Consider the following 17,175-nt stretch of genomic DNA (forward strand, 5'->3'; position numbering starts at 1 on the left):
CTAGTGATTTCACTACTGGTCAAGGGAAGCAGGTAATAAAAGCAAAAGGTCGGTACCTTATTGGGCTTTATTCAGACTGTCGGCGAGATGGGCGTTATTATTGCAGCCTTGCTTTCTTCAGTGATCTTGCCCCGTTTTGGGTGGCGGGCATTGTTTTTACTGGGGTTGTTTCCAATTATCTTGGCCTTTTTTGTCAGGATGAATTTGAAGGAAAATCCAGATTTCATTATACATGCAAAAAAATGAAGAAGGAGAAGAAAAAAGTTCACTTAGGACAGCTATTTGCTACACCTAAAATTGCTTGGCAGACTTTTGCTATTATTATCATGGTGACGGTTGAAAATGGAGGCTATTACGGCTTGATTACCTGGCTTCCATCGATTATGCAAGAAAAGCTTAATGTGGGCGTAACCAAGTCCTCCTTGTGGATGATAATGACCATAATTGGTGTTTCTGTGGGATTAATTGTCTTTGGCAAGGTGCTTGACCACTTTGGCGAAATTTGGGCCTTTTCAATCTTTAATATTGGTGCTGCTATTTTTGTTTACACCATACTGATTGCTAAAGATGGACTGACTTTGCTATTAGCCACTACTTTTGTCGGCTTTTTTGCAGGAGCTACCTATATGGGCTTTGGCGTTATTGTCAGCAAGCTCTATCCGATGAGTATCAGAGATACAGCCAACAGTTTTATTATGAGTAGTGGCAAAGCAATTGGTGGTTTGGCATCAGTAGTCATTGGTTTTCTTTTAGATCATTCGACACTAATGATGATTATTGTTTTTTTGTCATCTATCTATGTGATCAGTACCTTGGCTTTGTATAGCATCACAAGTATAAGAAGACATGAATTTGATTAAGGAAGTAAACAAATGAAAAAAGATAAGTTACGTAAATTTATTGCTGGCTTGCCAAAGGCAGAGTTGCACGTGCATATTGAAGGGACGCTGGAGCCGGAACTACAATTTGAATGTGCTAAGAGAAACAACATTAATATTGGCGCTAAATCACCAGCTGACATTGATCATAGTTATGGATTTGGATTGCAAGAATTTTTGCGTGCATACTATAAAGGGATGAAGGTTTTGCTTACTAAGCAGGACTTTTATGAGCTAACTTGGTCTTTTTTATGCAAAATGGCGAAGAGCAATGTCAAGCACCTTGAAATGTTTTTTGATCCTCAAGCCCATACTAAGCGTGGCGTATCCTTTTCTACGGTGATTGAAGGTATTCACGAAGCAATTGTCGATGCGCGTGCATTGGGTCTTGATGCTCAGCTGATTATGTGTTTCTTGCGTGAAGAATCAGCCCAATCAGCTTGGCAAACTCTGCAAGCAGCTGAACCCTATCACAAAAAAGGTTGGATTTTGGGCGTTGGGCTAGACTCTGCAGAACATCACAATCCCCCACTAAAATTCATGTTGATATTTGCAGAAGCCAGAAGGCAAGGCTACTACCTCACGATGCATTGTGACCCCCAACAAGTTGACTCAGTAGATCATATTAAGCAGGCACTTGAAGTTATTGATGTTGACCGATTGGACCATGGCATGAACATCGTTGACGATGCTGATTTAATGACTTACTTGATTGATCAAAAAGTCGGCATTACTGCTTGCCCAATTGCCTACTTTTATACCCGTAAGGACATGGAAGAGGGTGCAATTAAGCGCTTATTTAATGAAGGTGCTTTGATTAGTCTTAATTCGGATGATCCTGCGTATAAGGGAAGTACTTATATCAATGATGTTTACTATCAATTTGCCCAAAAATGTGCCTGGGACAAAAAAGAATTGGTTCAGATTGCTAAAAATTCATTTATGACTTCCTGGATTAGTGATGAGGCCAAAAGAGTTTACTTGCAGCAAATCGAAGATTACGTGAAGAATTTCGAGTAGAATTAAGTTCCGGATTTAATGTCCTGATAGCATTGGTGGGAAACGCCAGTGCTATTTTTTGAGCTTTAGTGTTTACATATGTAAATTTTAGCGCTACACTGTAATTGGTTTACAGATGTAAACACTAAAGAAGATAATAAATTTTTGAAAGGGAGTTTTATCATGACTAAAATAATAATTTTACTTGCTGGTCTAGCACTTATCGCCTTTATTGCATGGTGGTTCTATGGTAGTCATGAAGTAGAGGCTAGAAAAGCTGCAGCAAGTGCAGGTGGTCAAAGTATTGACATCAAAGTTAAGGGCGGCTACTTGCCAGAAAAGGTAATCTTAAAGAAGGGAGTGCCAGCAACGCTTAATTTTAAACGGGTGGATTCATCTACTTGCTTAGACCATGTTGTCTTTTCAGATTTAGGCGTTAACGAAAAGTTACCGCTGAATCAGACAGAAACGGTCAAGTTTGATACTAGCAAGTCGGGCGAATATGAGTGGACTTGTGGCATGAATATGTTTCATGGCAAGGTAATCGTTAAGTAACTATTATTAAGGAGAACAAACTAAAGTGAAAACTACTACGCGTTTTTGGGTATCGCTGGTATTGGCTCTACCCATGCTGGTAGAAATGATAGTCCACCCCATAACTGGTTGGATGTTTCCGGGTGGTGCCTGGACAATGTTGGTGTTAACAACAATTATCATGTTGACGTCAGCCAAGCCCTTTATAAGCAGTTCTTGGTCAGCTTTTCTCAAGCACCATTCAAACATGGATACCTTGGTGGCACTGGGTACGCTAACGGCTTATCTTTACAGTATTTATGCCATGTTCACAGGCAGGCCGGTCTTTTTTGAAAGTGCTGCTTTTGTCATTACCTTCGTTTTGCTTGGACAAGTATTAGAAGAAAAAATGCGTAGTAATGCCTCCAGTGCAATGAGTAAATTACTGAATCTTGGTACAAAGAAGGCTCTAGTCAAGCGCGGTCAAGCCTTTGTTGAGCTGCCAATTGATCAGGTGGTAAAAGGCGATTTGATCCAAGTTAAGCCCGGTCAAAAAATTCCAGTTGATGGCAGAATCGTTTCTGGGATATCCAGTATTGACGAGTCGATGGTGACCGGAGAAAGCATGCCGGTGACCAAAAAAACGGATGATGAAGTTATTGGTGCGACCATTAATCAGGCTGGTTCTTTGGTAGTTGAAGCCGAAAATGTAGGCAGCAAGACCATGCTGGCGCAGATTATTGAAATTGTCAAAAAAGCACAAAACAGTCATGCACCAATTCAAAACCTAACCGATCAGGTCTCTAGCATCTTTGTTCCTGCGGTGTTGATTATTGCACTCTTAACCTTTATCATCTGGTATGTTTTTTTGAATAAAAGTTTGCCAACTGCCTTGATTTTTGCGGTTTCTGTGATGGTGATTGCCTGTCCCTGTGCACTTGGCCTGGCCACGCCAACTGCGTTGATGGTGGGGACTGGTCGCGGAGCCAAGATGGGGATTTTAATCAAAAATGGCGAGATTTTAGAGTCAGCCAACAATCTGGATGCGATCGTGTTTGACAAGACAGGTACGATTACTGAAGGCAAGCCACAGGTAACTGACATTGTAGGTGACAAGGAGACTGTTTTGCAGTATGCTGCTAGCTTAGAAAGTTTGTCCGAGCATCCGCTTGCACCAGCAATTTTAACCGCAGCAAGAAAGCAGGAAATAGCATTGCTGCCAGTGGATAAATTTCAAGCTGTAGGAGGTCAAGGCATTAGTGGTTATGTTAGTGGGCAAAGCGTTTTTGTAGGTAGTTTAAGAGAAAATGATTCTTGGACAATCAATTCAGATATAGCTATTAGACTAGCGGCTTTGCAAAGAGAGGCCAAAACTGTGGTAGTGGTAGCAACTAATAAGGTAGTAATCGGTCTGCTTGCTATTCAAGACACTCCCAAATCCAGTGCCCAAGGAGCAATTAGCACACTTAAGAAGCAGGGCCTAGAGACAATCATGCTGACTGGTGATAATGAGCAGGTTGCCCAGTCAATTGCACGCCAAGTTGGTATTGACCAAGTGATTGCAGAAGTTCTGCCAATCGACAAGGCTGATGCAATTAAACACTTGCAAAAGAGCAAAAAAGTAGCCTTTGTTGGGGATGGCATTAATGATGCTCCGGCTCTGACCCAGGCTGATGTTGGCATTGCAATGGGATCAGGGACAGATGTTGCAATTGATGCTGGTGGTATTGTCCTTATCAAAAACAATTTGGAAGATGTTGTAAAGGCATTAAAGTTGAGTCAGAAGACTTTTCAGCGAATTAAGCTGAACCTCTTTTGGGCCTTCATCTATAATGTTTTGGGTATTCCTGTTGCGGCTGGCCTTTTTGCCGGAATTGGCCTAACGCTCAGTCCTGAAATCGCAGGCTTGGCAATGGCTTTCAGCTCTTTGTCAGTTGTTACTAGCTCTGTTTTATTAGGAAAAGTCAAAATTTAAACCATGAAAAGAGCAGTCGAATTCATTCGACTGCCCTTTTTGCTTTGTCTGTGTGACCTAGCAAACCATATTTTGTTGGTTGATTTTACAGTTAATTGTACTTGTGCTGCCTGGTCTGCAAGACACGCTTGATTTGCAAAACATAGGCTATTAGCCCAACAAGTAGCCAAATCGCTGTGACCCAAAAGCTATTAGCCAAATGAGCGTGGCCAAATTTGATCAAGTTAATAGGTTCGGAAAAGGGAAAGAGTTGGGCTATTCTTGTTAGCCAAGTTGGATAAGCAGAAATGACCACTAATACGCCAGCTGCTAAACTCATTATTGCTTCTACAAAGTTTGCCAAGAAATAGGGGTCATTCATTTGCCAACTGATGGCCCAAGAACTAAAGCCTAATACTAGTCCAAACAAGCATAATAAAGGTAGGGTTAGGATTACGCGTTCAATCAATATCAAAGGAGCGCCAAAGAGTACGGCTAGCAACAAGTTAGTTGCAGCTAAGGCTAGACCAGCTGTGAGAGCTGTTAAAGCCTTGCTCAACCAGTATCTAGGACTGAAGGGACGTTTAGCAATTATTTCATAGTCAATGCCTAGATAAGCATCATAGATTAGCGATTGAGAGATTGTGCTCAATGACAATTTAGCAGCGTCAATTGCAATAGACGCTAGGACAACATACCAATTAAATTGGCCAGTATACTGGGCATCAATCAACACTAACAAGGCCATGTCAATGATTGGGGCAATGAAAAAGTAAACTAAAATTGTGCGCCAATTTGATAAAAAGGATAATGAGGAAAATTGAGTTCTAAGCATTAGATTATGTTTAATTCTCCTTCCTGACGAGCTAGCTGGTTGATTTTCTTAACCATAAAAGTAATCATCCAAAGCCAAATGAGCATGCTGGATAAATAGGCAGGCCAATAAAAAGTGGTGTTACTACCGGTCAAACTAGCAACTGGCGTCGTCATCGGAATTATCCATTGAGAAACGTTAGTCAAAGGCCTTAAGAAACTTGTGTTGCCAAAAAGCCCTGATAGCAAGACAATGGGTGTCCCAATCAAAGTTTCATAAGTAATTGCATTGGGCGTCAATGTAAAGAAGGAGGCAATGAAAATCCCCATCGTTGCCATTGCAATCCAAAGCAAAAGGATGGTCAGGACCAGTTTGCCAGTAATCATTCCAGTGGCTACTCCTAAAATTTTAGCCGCCAGCCAAGCTAGTGGAAAAGCTGCTAGACCATAAGTAGAAGCAGGAAGCAATAAGGCGATTAGGGATAAGCGCTCATCATAAACGCTATTGATTAAGTAAGGCAGAGTACCTTTTGCTCGTTCAAAACCAATACTGCCAGCAGCACTAGTACACGAGGACCACATGCCAAAAACTGCGCTTTGGATCCAAACACTGGGATTGTTTAAGCTGTGGTTGGCATAAGCCAGTGTGTACTGCACCAAAAAAATGGACAGGGTGCTTGTGAGCGTTAAAAAAACAAAGTATTGGTCGGACAAGTACTCTTTAAAATGAAAATAAAAGAGGCGGAGGAATCTCATCTTACTTCCTCCGTAACTTTGGTGCTAAGGCTAGGTATGATTCTTCCAGCGTAGCTGGTCGATCAATATGTGTTACCTGCGATTTTTGGACAATATCAGCTACTGTTCCAGTTGAAAAGATACGACCAGATCCGATTAAAATAATGTTGTCAGCCAGAGCCTCAACTTCGGACATGGTATGGCTAGTCAGTAGAATACTGATGCCTAAGTCTGCCAGCGTTTTAATAGTATCGCGCAGGCTTTGAGCAATTTCAACGTCCAGTCCGCTGGTTGGCTCATCAAGCAAGAGCAGCTCGGGATTGCCCAGGAGCGCTCGTGCAATGTGAAGTCTTTGGGTCATGCCCTTGGAAAATTGCCCTACTTTTTTATTTGCAACATTGCTTAAAGTGACGATTTCAAGCACACGGTCAATTTCTACTCTTTGCTGACGGTAAGGAACGCGAGCTAAATCGGCAAAGAAAGCCAGGTTCTGCCTAGCTGTTGCCCGACGATAAAAGCCCAAGTCGCCACCAAAAGAAACACCCATGCGGGGATGTTTGCCAATTCCAATAATATTTTCGCCATTGAGCAGGACTTGGCCGGCATCAGGCAATAAGTAACCACCAATAATTGAGACAATTGTCGTTTTGCCAGCACCATTGGGCCCTAGTAACGAAACAATCTGTCCCTTGGCAATATTAAAAGAGATATCAGCTAAAGCATGAAATTCTTTGCTTTGACTGTGATATGTTTTTTTGAGATGTTTGACTTCTAATATGTTCTCCAAAATAATTCTCCAAAATTAAATGTAAGCAGCCACTATAAGGAAGGGTGGCAATCGTATATTTACAGGTTAATTTGAAGATCCGTTGGGTTGACATTAAATCTACAATTAATATAGCATAATTTATACATTGTGTTAATCTATATTTAATAACAAAAAATATTGATTAATCTTCTTTCAATTAAAGGAGAGGGACATGGAACTTGGTTTAAATACTTACGAAAGACACTTCCCAGTTGATCGGCAAAAAACTTTAGGTCGAATTGCACTTAATGCAGCAAATATGTACAAGGTTATGCACCTGGATGGCAGTGAAAATACTGCCGTTCCCAAGCGGCGAGAGTAGCAAACAACCCAAAATACCTTAATGCCAAAACAACCAAAAAATTATCACGTAAAAAAACGAGTAAGCAGCAGGCTATTAGCAAGCGGCATTACCGCAAGCCAACTATGTAAATTTTTTTAGTTAGACTAAGGAGCGAACAATGACTTCATTTTCTCATTTGCAGGAACTAACAATTGGTCCAGTTACGCAGAACCAGCCAATCAAGTTAGTAGCCTATGATCCAGCTTGGCCAGAGCTATTTCAAGTTGAAAAGAACAAAATCACTAAGGCTCTGGGTTCTGAAGCACTCAAAGTGGAGCATATCGGATCAACTGCAGTTCCTGGACTCAGTGCCAAGCCCATTATCGATATTTTACTGCTGGTTCCAGATCCTGCTAACGAAAAGGAATACATGCCCCAGCTTGAAAAAGCAGGCTACACTTTACGAATTCGCGAGCCTGATAGTGAAGAACACCGAATGTTCATTGGAAGTAAACAGCAGCTGCATATTCACGTTTACGGACTCAATAGCCAAGAAGCCAGTGACTTGCTGCTTTTTCGTGATTGGCTGCGCTTAAATAGAGCTGACCGCGAAAAATACCAAGCAATAAAGATAAAATTGGCAGCTCAAGCCTGGCATACAGTGCAAGATTACGCAGATGCCAAGGGCCCAGTAGTTGCAGAAATCAAAGCACATGCTAGAAATCACTCTTGCTTGTAAAAGCAGATTGACGGGCTTTAAAAAGATGGCTAAACTAGATGATTAGAATAAGTCGAGTATAAATTTAAATGAGAAAGAAGTGGATTTATGTTTTTTACTTCGTTAGCTAGTGCTTGCGGTATACATAGACGAAACAAAAACTAGTTCCTGTTTGTATTTAAATAATGGCAAGTAAAAAAGCTAATTGGAAGTTTCGATTTCCAATTGGCTTTTTTGATAGTTAAAATTGGCCTGATTTAATCATTTAGTCAACTGACTTTAGTGCTTCAAGCATGTCCAAGTTTTTCAACTTTTTATTGACAATGAAGCCAAGAGCGATGGTAATGATGCCGATGACTCCCAGTGGCCACAAGAAACTTGATGGTGACAATGCTGGATTGAACATAACATTGTCAGGTGGCACAACTGCCAAAATATAGCGGTAGAGCAGGTCACCGGTCAAATAGCCGACTAATATGCCAATGCCTGTTAGCAAGATGGTCTCACGGTAGATATACATGGTAACTTCGCCATCATAGAAACCTAGTACCTTAATCGTCGACAATTCACGAATTCGTTCTGCGATATTAATGTTGGTTAAATTGTAAAGAATAACAATAGCAAGCAGGCCAGCTACAATAATGAGGACAACCATGATCAAGTTAAGGGACTGGACTACTACGTCAAGCTCTTGACTAATAGCGGTATTTTGGACTACACCTGCTACACCATCTTGAGTCATAAAATGGGCAGCCATTCGCTTGGTATTTTGCTTACTGCCGTTTTTCAAGTTAACTAAGTGAGCATTGGTTTGGTAATTCCGCTGAAAAACCTGCTTGTATTGCTTACGGTTCATAAAGGCAAAGTGTCCCATGTACATTTCGGTAATTCCAGCAACCTTCATCGATCGTTGGTGATTGTTTTGATCAATTAGAGTAATCTGGCCACCTTCCTGGACTTTGAGCAGGTTGGCCAGTCGCTCTGAAATGATTACGCCGTCATTAGTAAGCGCAAGGGTACGTTTACTACGACGATTATTTAAGTGGACGTACTGATCGAGCTTCTTGCTAGAACGCGGTACGATTAGGGTAATGGCTTGGGTGTCACCTGTTTTGCCCACAGTCTTGGTCAAAGATTCATAGTAAATTGGCGAAGCAGACTGAATATCTTGTCCGTGCAGCTTTTCATTAAGAGTCTTTTCCTGCTTGGGCGTAATTGGCGTCTTGTCTGCCACAATCATGTTGTAATGAATCAAGTCAGAAAACTGGCGGTTATTCATCGTACTGATTGAATTTTTAACTGCAAAACCAGCAAAGAGCAAAGTGGCGGCCCCACAAACACCAAAGATGGTCATTAGCATGCGCTTCTTATAGCGAAATAGGTTGCGTGCGGTAACTTTGTGGGTAAAGCTCAGATGGTTCCAGATGAAGGGGATTTTTTCGAGCAGGATTGATGAGCCTGCTGCTGGCGGCTTAGGCAGAAGCAGGGCAGCAGGTTTTTCTCGAAATTCGCCCTTAGCGGTCAAGTAGGCAGGCAGAACCGAGCTAATCAAGGATAAGACCAGAGCAATCAGGCTGATTTGCCAGTGAAAATGTTCTTCAATCGGCGGGATAGTCAGGGATTTGTAATACGCATGGTAGACGATTTGGGGTATCAAGGTATGGCCCAGGAAGATGCCGATCAAGGTGCCAATAGTACCCGAAAGAAAACCATAAAAGACAAACTTATTAATAATGACATGGTCATCATAGCCCAGTGCTTTAAGGGTGCCTGAATTGATCCGTTCTTCGTCGATGAAGCGATTCATAGTTGTGAAGGTAACTAGGGCTGCAACGAAATACATGAAGATAGGAAAAACCTTAGCCAGATCTTCAACTACTTGTGCAACAGTCGTATAAACGAGGTTGCCTTCACCACCTGGAACTTCGCGCCGGTTGTAAACACTGTAGGAAGGACGGGGCATCTGTTTGAGTTGGTCTTTTATTTTGGCAATTTCATTTTCGCCTGCCTTAATCTTGGCAGTGGCTTGGGAAGACTTATCCTGCAGCATTTGCTTTTGACCCTGCAGGACTCTTGCTTTTGCTGCTAGTTGGGCTTGGGTTTGCTGCAAATTGTTTTTCAGCTCAGGTGAAGCTCCTTTACCTTGAGCGGCTTGCTTTGCAAAAAGTTCTTTTTGCAGAGCAAGTTGATTTTCAGCACTTTCAAGTTGCTGCTGGGCAAATTGTATTTTTTGACGTGCTTGGCTTAACTTTTTTTCTTGTGGGCGCAATTTTTGCATTATTGCGTTATTGATCCGGTCTTGCCGCTGGTTAGCATTCTTTTTTAAGTCAGCTTGCAAGTCTTTTTTATGGAAGCTGACTTTGCTGGTATATTCTTTGCTGTATGAATCTAGCCCGCGCAGATTCCGGTATGTCAGGTTAGCCATCGTGTAGACTTCATGGTGGAAAGCTGCAGGCATGACGACAGCATAGCCTTTGAGTTCGCCTGTGCCACTATTGCTTTGGCCTAGGTTAACGTTTGACAAGATCTGACTAGAGCAGACAAAGCCAACAATCTTGAAAGTTTTGTGCCTGAGCAGGGTAGAACTCAAAATGTTTTTCTTTTCCGTAAAACTAACGTGTTGCCCAATCTGATAACGATTATGGTAGTGGTCAGCTAGGGCAACTTCATCAATTTGCTGGGGCAAACGTCCTTGTCTGACTTCGTACTTGCCAATTGTTTTAGGCTTTGAAAAAATGCGAAAACTTTCGTGGCTGTTTTTCAAGACAGTGTCGGTCATATAACCGAATTCGACTTTTTGAATGCCCTTTGCCTGTCTAATTACTTTAGTATCGTCATGATCAAAGCCATAATTGCCAATCACAGTCAGGTCCGCTGTGTTTAATCTTTGGGCGTAGTGGTTGCCGGTGGCCCGCATATCAGGACCAGTAACGAACAAACCCACTAGGGCAAAGGCTCCAATCATCATTAATCCCATAATCGATAGGAACTGGCCCTTAGTATGCTTAATTGATTGCCAAAAATCTTTCCAAATTATCTTATTCATGATTGGGCCTTCTTTACCACTTGATAGTGGCGATATCAGCTGGCTGGGCGTTTTGTTCAATTTTGGTGACCTGTCCGTCATGGAAATGAATTACTCGGTCAGCAATCGGGGCCAGGGCTCCATTGTGGGTGACGATTACCAAAGTTGCGCCGCGCTTACGGCTCATATTGGCAATCGTTTTGAGGACACTCTTGCCAGTGTGGTAGTCAAGAGCACCAGTCGGCTCATCGCAGAGCAGGATCTTGGGATTTTTGGCTACTGCTCGCGCAATTGCTACTCGCTGCTGCTCGCCTCCGGAGAGCTCGGCTGGAAAGTTGTTGATTCGATTTTTAAGGCCCACGTCTACCAATGCTTGAACTGGGTCAAGTGCGTCAGAAACAATTTCAGAGGCTAATTCAACGTTTTCCTTGGCGGTCAGGTTCTGAATAAGGTTATAAAATTGAAAAACAAAGCCAATATCAAAACGACGAAAGCTAGTTAGCTGGCGCTTGTTGTACTGAGCAATGTTTTGCCCGTCAACGATGACATCGCCAGAGCTGTTGGTGTCCATGCCACCAAGAATATTTAGCATGGTTGACTTGCCCGCGCCCGAAGCACCTAAAATGATGGCTAATTCGCCCTTTTCAATTGAAAAGCTCACATCATTATTGGCAAGAACCTCGGTATCGCCAGTTTGGTAACGTTTAAAATTGTGGCGTACATCAATATAACTCATGAAAATTCATTCCTTGTCTATAAAAATATAAAAAGCTTAATCCATTCGGTTTAAGTAGTCTTCAAGCACCTGCAACACGCCCATGTCATTGTTGCTGGGTGCTTCGTACTTAGCAATTTGCTTTAGTCGCTCGTCACCATTCTTCATTGCATAGCTATAGCCAGCCAGTTCAAGCATTTCCTTATCGTTCATCCCATCACCAAAGGCAATCAGTTCTTCGGGTTTAACGTCAAAGTAGCGCAGAAAATATTTAATGCCCTGTCCTTTATTGACGCCAGATGGCATCACATCGATATTGTCAAAGCCGCTGGTCGTGCAGTGGATGCATTCAGCATTAGATTGGTTGAACTGCTTTTCCAGTGTTTCGGCTAGCTCAGAGGAGCAGTTTAGCGTCAGCTTGGTTAAGTTGTCGCTGGTGGGGATGTCCGCTAGGTTGGCAATTTCAACGATATTAGGGTAGAAAAAGTGCATGAGACTTTTGAAGCGAATCGGAGCCGTTTTATTGATATAGGAACGGTTAAGACCACTAGCCGCAATGCGGATTTCCGGATAGTTAGTTTGAATGAAGTTGATTAGTTTAGCACCAGTTTTATAGGTAAACACATGGCGCACGATAATGTTGTTGTCTTGAGTTAGAATTGAGCCATTATCGGCAACAATATCAATCCGGTCCAAGAATTCATAAAAGTCTTGACGCAGACGCGACAAGGGTCGACCACTAGAAACAATGAAGTGGACGTGTTGCTTGCGCAAGGCGGTCAAGACCTTTTCGAAACGTTGGTGGTCAAACTTTTTATTGTCATCTTCAAAGGTGCCGTCCATGTCAATTGCAACAGCCTTAAAAGGAATAGATGTCATTTTGCTCTCCTTATTTGCTTTACTACCATCCATTATATAGTAGATAGAATAATTTGGGGATCAAATGCAAAAACAGATCCATGAATTATCATGAATCTGTTCAATCAATTTGCCAATTAATTTTGTACTTGGCCAGGCTTTCTTCTGCCAACCAGCCAGCATATCAAAATTGCAATAAGCGTTTCACCAATAATAAGTGCAATATTTAAGCCTAGGTGTACTTGCCCTAAAGTTATACTTTGGCCACCCAACACTTTGTTTTGTTCACCCAAGTACAGGTCAAAAATAATGGAGCCGATGACCAAGGCAAACATAACTGTCCATTGTCCGCGGCTAAATGCAATACCGTATTTTTCCTCGCGGCGTCTGATGCTTGGTAAAATTGCTCCTAAGCCAATCAGGACTACAACTGCAATGATGTTGATGATTAATTCATACCACCAGTAACCACTGAATTGTTTTATATCCTGCGGGGCGATACCAAGAATAGTAGCCACCGCTGTAACTACCAAGAGCAAGAGACCAGCGAGGTAGCCGACCTTGTCATTTTTCAGAAAAACATAGTCAGATGGGAATTTTTGTGGATTTTTGCGAATTTGCATAAAGGAAAAGAAGATCCAGCAGGTAACGCCCGGTGAGATGATACCATTCAAGTTGAGCAACCAATTGAAGATGTCGTTCATGTCCGGCAAAAAGATTCCCAGTAGCATAATAAAGGCTGACAAGGCAACGGTTAAGATGTAGCCATTGATGGGCAGGCCGTTCTTGTCTTTTTTCTGTAAAAATTGCGGCATATACTTGTCACCAGTATCGGAAATCAACATCCGGGTCATGGCATCAAGCAAGACGGCTAAAAGGGCAGCGTTGTAAAAGACAGAAGTCCAGGCCCAAACATAAAGCAAGGTTTTGCCCATGCCATATTGGTGGCCAACCATGTCAAAGACGTAGTACGCTCCGTTCATTTTCAGATCGTTGGGGATGTGGTAACTGTTGAAGTAGATTCCTAAAGCAAAGGAGCCAAAAACAGTCAGAAAAATCGTCATTAGTGCTAGGGCAACCATGGCCTTAGGAAAGTCTGACTTAGGTTTTTTCATCTTGGTTACGTAAGGCGCCACTAATTCACAGCCGTTGAGAGCAAAAATCAACATAGCGATTGTGGTCCAGTAGTGCATGTTGAAGTTGGGAATTAAGGTATGCCAGGTAAAGGGCTGGGTAGCCATATGGCCACCTGACTTGGCCAGACCTAAGAAGGCCAAAAAGACAAACATCAATGTCATAATCAGCATTAACCCACCCCCAATGGTAGAAAGAATTTCCATTGAATGGGAGAAATAATGCTCAATAATGATAAAGACGATAAACATGGTAAAAGTTAAAAGCGCAAACTTAGTGTTGGTAATTTGACTTTGAAACTTTTCTGACCCTGTCAGTGCCCAGCCAATGTCGACAATGATCTCGTTAGCTGAATCAACGGCGTAAGGAATCGAGGCTGCCCAGTATGTCCATGCAGTAAAGTAGCCCAAGAATTCACCGTTTGTTCCGCGGACCCAGGATGAAAGACCGCCGCCTTCATCATGGAAGACTGATCCAAGCTGCCCCACCATCAATGAATATGGAATAACGTAGAAGATACACATGATGATCCACGAAGTGACAACAGGCATCCCCTGATTTTGAAAATTGTACATGATGTCGTCGAGACCGATCACGGTACAAAAAGCCATCAGGGTCAATACGGGCCACGAAAGATATTTTTTAGTTGAATTAATTTCCTCCACGATACTTTCTCCTTTTAAAATAATTGCAATATATATTCTACTAATTAATGGTTCTGCTGACCAGAGCAAAGTTAGAATTAATGGCTGCAAAAGCGAAGCAAAGTGTAGTTGCAAGGCTTAGCCTAAATTTGCATAAATGACTGCTAGTATTGAATTTTGTGTGTCTGTGCGTTAAGATTAAAACGTTAATATCTTAAATAAAGAAAGAAGGATTCTTATGTCAGGACATTCAAAATGGCACAATATTCAAGGCCGCAAGAATGCGCAAGACGCAAAAAGAGGTAAAATTTTCCAAAAATTATCCCGTGAAATCTACATGGCTGCAAAAAATGGTGGTCCTGACCCTTCTGGGAATCCTAACTTGCGAATGGTGATGGACAAAGCCCATGCCAACAACATGCCCAAGTCCAATATTGACCGTGCAATCAAGAAGGCCGAAGGAAACTCGGAAGAGCACTATGATGAAATTACTTATGAGGGTTATGCACCCGGTGGTGTTGCGGTATTCGTTGAAGCCTTAACTGACAACAAGAACCGGACAGCTTCTGCAGTGCGCGTTGCCTTCACTCGTAATGGTGGCTCGCTTGGTGCAACGGGTTCAGTCGCATACATGTTCAATCGGCGCGGTTACATTGTCATTGACCGGGCAACAACTGATGCTGATGAAGACCAGATGCTTTTGGATGTAATGGATGCTGGTGGCGATGACCTGCAAACAAGTGATGATGCCTTTGAAATCTATACTGATCCAAAGCAATTTGCCCAGGTTCGTGATGCCTTGGAAAAGGCAGGCTACAAACTAGCTAACGCTGAATTAACGATGATTCCAGCCAATACTACTCCAGTGCCTGAAGACAAGAAGGAACAGTTTGCCAATCTGGTTGACATGCTGGAAGACGATGAAGACGTGCAAAACGTTTATACTGCAGCAGCTGACGAAGATTAAAGCATAAATAGCCACACGTAAAATCACCCAATGATTTGGGTGATTTTTTTGTGCTGCTTTTGTTCATTGCAGCTGTCTTCCATAATTAAGATGAAATCAACTAGCGAATGCAAATAAACATTTTGCGAAGAATTTTCATTCTTTTTGCGTACTTAATATTAGCAGCAAAAAGGAGGAATTCTATGCGGGTTAAAGAAGTTGTCAGTTCATTAATTGAAGATGCGATTGGGCTACATGCAAGCGATATATTTTTCTTATTGCATGGGTCCAAGGAAATAGTCAATTTTCGTGTGCTAGAAGGAATTGTTAAACAAGCTGAATTTGGGGTCAATGAAGGCAATGAGATTGTAAATTATTTAAAATTTGCAGCGCAAATGGACATTGCGGAGCACCGCCGGCCTCAAGTAGGTGCTTTTGAGTACCAATATGATAACGATAATTATTACCTGCGCTTGTCCAGTATTGGTGACTTTACTGACAGTGAGTCACTGGTTATCAGGATTATCTACCGAGTAGAGTCAGGCAACTATTTTTTTGACGAGCAAGTAGAAAAGCTGCGTGGCTTAACTAGTAAACGGGGGTTAATTATCACCAGTGGGCCAACTGGATCAGGCAAAACGACTACCATGTACAAGCTGGCCAAGTTTGTTGGTCAAAACCAAATGGTAATGACAATTGAAGATCCAGTCGAAATTCATGAAGGTGCTTTTTTGCAGACACAAGTCAACATGGAGGCAGACATCACATATGCGCGCTTGCTTGAGGCCGCACTACGGCACCGTCCAGACATTTTGATCATTGGAGAGATCAGAAATGCAGCAACTGCACGGCTAGCTGTGGATGCCGCTTTGAGTGGGCACTTGGTCTTTGCTACTGTCCATGCCAAGAGCACCCTCCAAACAATTTCACGATTGGAAAGCCTACATATTACTGCAAATGAACTGAGTAATTGTCTCACTGCAATTTGCTATCAGCGACTTTTGCCAACCGGAAAAAGCTTTGCCTGTCTAATGGACATTGCTAGTGGGGAGCTATTGCAAGACAGTATTGCTCAAGAAACGCGTGGAAATTACGTTGATTGGAATGACCACCTGCTTGATTTAAGGAAAAGGGGTGAAATTAGTGCGCAAGTATACGAGCAATTCCAAGAAGGATAAGTTTAGCAGCCAGGAACAGCTGAACTTTCTTGATTACCTACAAAACAGTCTGTCCAACGGCTTTTCACTTAATGCGAGCCTGGAATTAATGCCGATTTTATGGCCCAAACGCAAAGGCGTGATTAAAAAATTAAGTGAGCAAATTCAAAATGGCAAAAGTCTTGGAAGCGAAATGGTTAAATTGGGTTTTTCTAAAACAATTACAACTCAAATAGATCTGGCAATGGAACAGGGCAGCTTGGTTGAATGTTTATCACAGCTTGCTACTCTAATTCGCCTAAAGGACGAACAAATTAAGAAGTTAAAAGCCGAACTTTCTTATCCGGTAGTACTGGCTGCAATGATGATGGTCTTATTGATATTTATGCAGACCTTTGTTTCCAACCAATTTGCTGGAACAGGTGAACATAGTGGCGACATCATGCTTTTGGGCCTGTTGGGACTAGCTTTTTTGTTCATGTATTATATTGTCCAAGTACTGACTCTGCTAAAAAAGCAGGATTATTTTGCCCTCAAGAAGTTGGCTCGTTATCCCTTAGTTGGTCCCTTAATTCGGCTTTATGTGAAATACTTACTGGTATATGACGTAGGATTGCTGCTAGCTAGTGGTTTTTCACTGCAAAAAATGTGTGAGTATGCTGCTCGGCAAGAAAAGGATTCATTGCAGCAGTATATTGGAGCTGAAGTAGGTGAGCAATTAGCAGCGGGAAAAAACTTAAGCGAAATAATTAAAGCAGAAGACTTTCTTCCGGATGAATTGCTGCTTTTGCTGCAAACAGGGCCCAGCAAGAATGACTTGAGCACACGCTGCATGCTGTTGGGACAAACGCTGTTTTCCGACCTTGCTGGCAAGATTGAAAAGCTAATAGTTAACGTCCAGCCCTTTTGTTTTATTTTAATTGGTCTGGGAATTATTGGAATGTATTTAAAGCTGCTACTGCCAATGTATACAATGATGCAGCAAATTTAAACGA

General features: G+C 42.1%; 17 protein-coding genes. 9 read left to right on the forward strand and 8 right to left on the reverse strand.

Going from position 1 to position 17,175, the window contains the following annotated elements:
• Positions 1-71: 71 nt before the first annotated feature.
• Complete coding sequence (locus tag AC2JF7_RS04475) at positions 72-227, reverse strand: hypothetical protein (RefSeq protein ID WP_500727461.1); 156 nt, start codon at positions 225-227, stop codon at positions 72-74.
• A 15-nt stretch (positions 228-242) separates the two neighbouring features.
• Between AC2JF7_RS04475 and AC2JF7_RS04480 the strand changes: the two genes are divergently transcribed.
• The 4 genes from AC2JF7_RS04480 (at position 243) to AC2JF7_RS04495 (ending at position 4,365) form a co-directional block, all read left to right on the forward strand.
• Positions 243-860 (forward strand): MFS transporter, encoded by a 618-nt coding sequence (locus AC2JF7_RS04480; protein WP_500727463.1) that lies wholly within the window; start codon positions 243-245, stop codon positions 858-860.
• 12 nt (positions 861-872) lie between these two features.
• Positions 873-1,898, forward strand: a complete 1,026-nt coding sequence (gene add, locus AC2JF7_RS04485; RefSeq protein WP_500727465.1) for an adenosine deaminase — start codon at positions 873-875, stop codon at positions 1,896-1,898.
• 162 nt (positions 1,899-2,060) lie between these two features.
• Entirely contained in the window at positions 2,061-2,432 is a 372-nt protein-coding gene (locus AC2JF7_RS04490) for a cupredoxin domain-containing protein (protein WP_500727467.1), read from the forward strand.
• A 25-nt stretch (positions 2,433-2,457) separates the two neighbouring features.
• On the forward strand, positions 2,458-4,365 hold the full coding sequence (locus AC2JF7_RS04495; RefSeq protein ID WP_500727469.1) for a copper-translocating P-type ATPase: 1,908 nt from the start codon (positions 2,458-2,460) through the stop codon (positions 4,363-4,365).
• A gap of 91 nt (positions 4,366-4,456) precedes the next feature.
• On the opposite strand, the gene AC2JF7_RS04500 is transcribed toward AC2JF7_RS04495, so the two are convergent.
• The 3 genes from AC2JF7_RS04500 to AC2JF7_RS04510 are packed head-to-tail and all read right to left on the reverse strand — an operon-like array spanning position 4,457 to position 6,679.
• Positions 4,457-5,179 (reverse strand): antibiotic transporter permease, encoded by a 723-nt coding sequence (locus tag AC2JF7_RS04500; RefSeq protein ID WP_500727471.1) that lies wholly within the window; start codon positions 5,177-5,179, stop codon positions 4,457-4,459.
• Positions 5,179-5,913, reverse strand: a complete 735-nt coding sequence (locus AC2JF7_RS04505) for a multidrug ABC transporter permease (protein WP_500727473.1) — start codon at positions 5,911-5,913, stop codon at positions 5,179-5,181. The genes AC2JF7_RS04500 and AC2JF7_RS04505 overlap by 1 nt, the downstream gene beginning before the upstream one ends.
• A 1-nt stretch (position 5,914) precedes the next feature.
• Positions 5,915-6,679 (reverse strand): ABC transporter ATP-binding protein, encoded by a 765-nt coding sequence (locus AC2JF7_RS04510; RefSeq protein WP_500727475.1) that lies wholly within the window; start codon positions 6,677-6,679, stop codon positions 5,915-5,917.
• A 193-nt stretch (positions 6,680-6,872) separates the two neighbouring features.
• Between AC2JF7_RS04510 and AC2JF7_RS04515 the strand changes: the two genes are divergently transcribed.
• Positions 6,873-7,022 carry a hypothetical protein gene (locus AC2JF7_RS04515; protein WP_500727477.1) on the forward strand — a complete coding sequence of 50 codons (150 nt, stop codon included), beginning with the start codon at positions 6,873-6,875 and terminating at the stop codon, positions 7,020-7,022.
• Between the two features lie 139 nt (positions 7,023-7,161).
• On the forward strand, positions 7,162-7,722 hold the full coding sequence (locus tag AC2JF7_RS04520; protein WP_500727479.1) for a GrpB family protein: 561 nt from the start codon (positions 7,162-7,164) through the stop codon (positions 7,720-7,722).
• A 244-nt stretch (positions 7,723-7,966) separates the two neighbouring features.
• On the opposite strand, the gene AC2JF7_RS04525 is transcribed toward AC2JF7_RS04520, so the two are convergent.
• From AC2JF7_RS04525 to AC2JF7_RS04540, 4 genes are all read right to left on the reverse strand, one after another.
• Complete coding sequence (locus tag AC2JF7_RS04525; protein ID WP_500727481.1) at positions 7,967-10,747, reverse strand: FtsX-like permease family protein; 2,781 nt, start codon at positions 10,745-10,747, stop codon at positions 7,967-7,969.
• A 13-nt stretch (positions 10,748-10,760) separates the two neighbouring features.
• Positions 10,761-11,462: an ABC transporter ATP-binding protein gene (locus AC2JF7_RS04530; protein WP_500727482.1), complete on the reverse strand. Its 702-nt coding sequence runs from the start codon at positions 11,460-11,462 to the stop codon at positions 10,761-10,763.
• A gap of 36 nt (positions 11,463-11,498) precedes the next feature.
• Entirely contained in the window at positions 11,499-12,320 is an 822-nt protein-coding gene (locus AC2JF7_RS04535; RefSeq protein ID WP_500727483.1) for a Cof-type HAD-IIB family hydrolase, read from the reverse strand.
• Between the two features lie 116 nt (positions 12,321-12,436).
• Positions 12,437-14,044 (reverse strand): APC family permease, encoded by a 1,608-nt coding sequence (locus tag AC2JF7_RS04540; protein ID WP_500727607.1) that lies wholly within the window; start codon positions 14,042-14,044, stop codon positions 12,437-12,439.
• Between the two features lie 271 nt (positions 14,045-14,315).
• Between AC2JF7_RS04540 and AC2JF7_RS04545 the strand changes: the two genes are divergently transcribed.
• The 3 genes from AC2JF7_RS04545 to AC2JF7_RS04555 all read left to right on the forward strand — a co-directional run bounded on the left by AC2JF7_RS04545 (position 14,316) and on the right by AC2JF7_RS04555 (position 17,171).
• Positions 14,316-15,044: a YebC/PmpR family DNA-binding transcriptional regulator gene (locus AC2JF7_RS04545; protein ID WP_500727485.1), complete on the forward strand. Its 729-nt coding sequence runs from the start codon at positions 14,316-14,318 to the stop codon at positions 15,042-15,044.
• A gap of 182 nt (positions 15,045-15,226) precedes the next feature.
• Entirely contained in the window at positions 15,227-16,201 is a 975-nt protein-coding gene (comGA, locus tag AC2JF7_RS04550) for a competence type IV pilus ATPase ComGA (protein WP_500727487.1), read from the forward strand.
• Positions 16,167-17,171 (forward strand): type II secretion system F family protein, encoded by a 1,005-nt coding sequence (locus tag AC2JF7_RS04555; protein WP_500727489.1) that lies wholly within the window; start codon positions 16,167-16,169, stop codon positions 17,169-17,171. Before comGA ends, AC2JF7_RS04555 begins: the two co-directional genes overlap by 35 nt.
• Positions 17,172-17,175: the final 4 nt, after the last annotated feature.

This window comes from Lactobacillus sp. XV31L, assembly GCF_059900865.1.

What these genes read in the sequence shown, in the direction of transcription:
- AC2JF7_RS04520 (WP_500727479.1), top strand. Translation starts at nt 7,162, where the DNA reads ATGACTTCATTTTCTCATTTGCAGGAACTAACAATTGGTCCAGTTACG.
- AC2JF7_RS04545 (WP_500727485.1), top strand. Translation starts at nt 14,316, where the DNA reads ATGTCAGGACATTCAAAATGGCACAATATTCAAGGCCGCAAGAATGCG.
- add (WP_500727465.1), top strand. Translation starts at nt 873, where the DNA reads ATGAAAAAAGATAAGTTACGTAAATTTATTGCTGGCTTGCCAAAGGCA.
- AC2JF7_RS04530 (WP_500727482.1), bottom strand. Translation starts at nt 11,462, where the DNA reads ATGAGTTATATTGATGTACGCCACAATTTTAAACGTTACCAAACTGGC.
- AC2JF7_RS04540 (WP_500727607.1), bottom strand. Translation starts at nt 14,044, where the DNA reads ATGGCTTTTTGTACCGTGATCGGTCTCGACGACATCATGTACAATTTT.
- AC2JF7_RS04505 (WP_500727473.1), bottom strand. Translation starts at nt 5,913, where the DNA reads ATGAGATTCCTCCGCCTCTTTTATTTTCATTTTAAAGAGTACTTGTCC.
- AC2JF7_RS04515 (WP_500727477.1), top strand. Translation starts at nt 6,873, where the DNA reads ATGGAACTTGGTTTAAATACTTACGAAAGACACTTCCCAGTTGATCGG.
- AC2JF7_RS04490 (WP_500727467.1), top strand. Translation starts at nt 2,061, where the DNA reads ATGACTAAAATAATAATTTTACTTGCTGGTCTAGCACTTATCGCCTTT.
- AC2JF7_RS04480 (WP_500727463.1), top strand. Translation starts at nt 243, where the DNA reads ATGAAGAAGGAGAAGAAAAAAGTTCACTTAGGACAGCTATTTGCTACA.
- AC2JF7_RS04500 (WP_500727471.1), bottom strand. Translation starts at nt 5,179, where the DNA reads ATGCTTAGAACTCAATTTTCCTCATTATCCTTTTTATCAAATTGGCGC.
- AC2JF7_RS04525 (WP_500727481.1), bottom strand. Translation starts at nt 10,747, where the DNA reads ATGAATAAGATAATTTGGAAAGATTTTTGGCAATCAATTAAGCATACT.
- comGA (WP_500727487.1), top strand. Translation starts at nt 15,227, where the DNA reads ATGCGGGTTAAAGAAGTTGTCAGTTCATTAATTGAAGATGCGATTGGG.
- AC2JF7_RS04535 (WP_500727483.1), bottom strand. Translation starts at nt 12,320, where the DNA reads ATGACATCTATTCCTTTTAAGGCTGTTGCAATTGACATGGACGGCACC.
- AC2JF7_RS04475 (WP_500727461.1), bottom strand. Translation starts at nt 227, where the DNA reads ATGAAATCTGGATTTTCCTTCAAATTCATCCTGACAAAAAAGGCCAAG.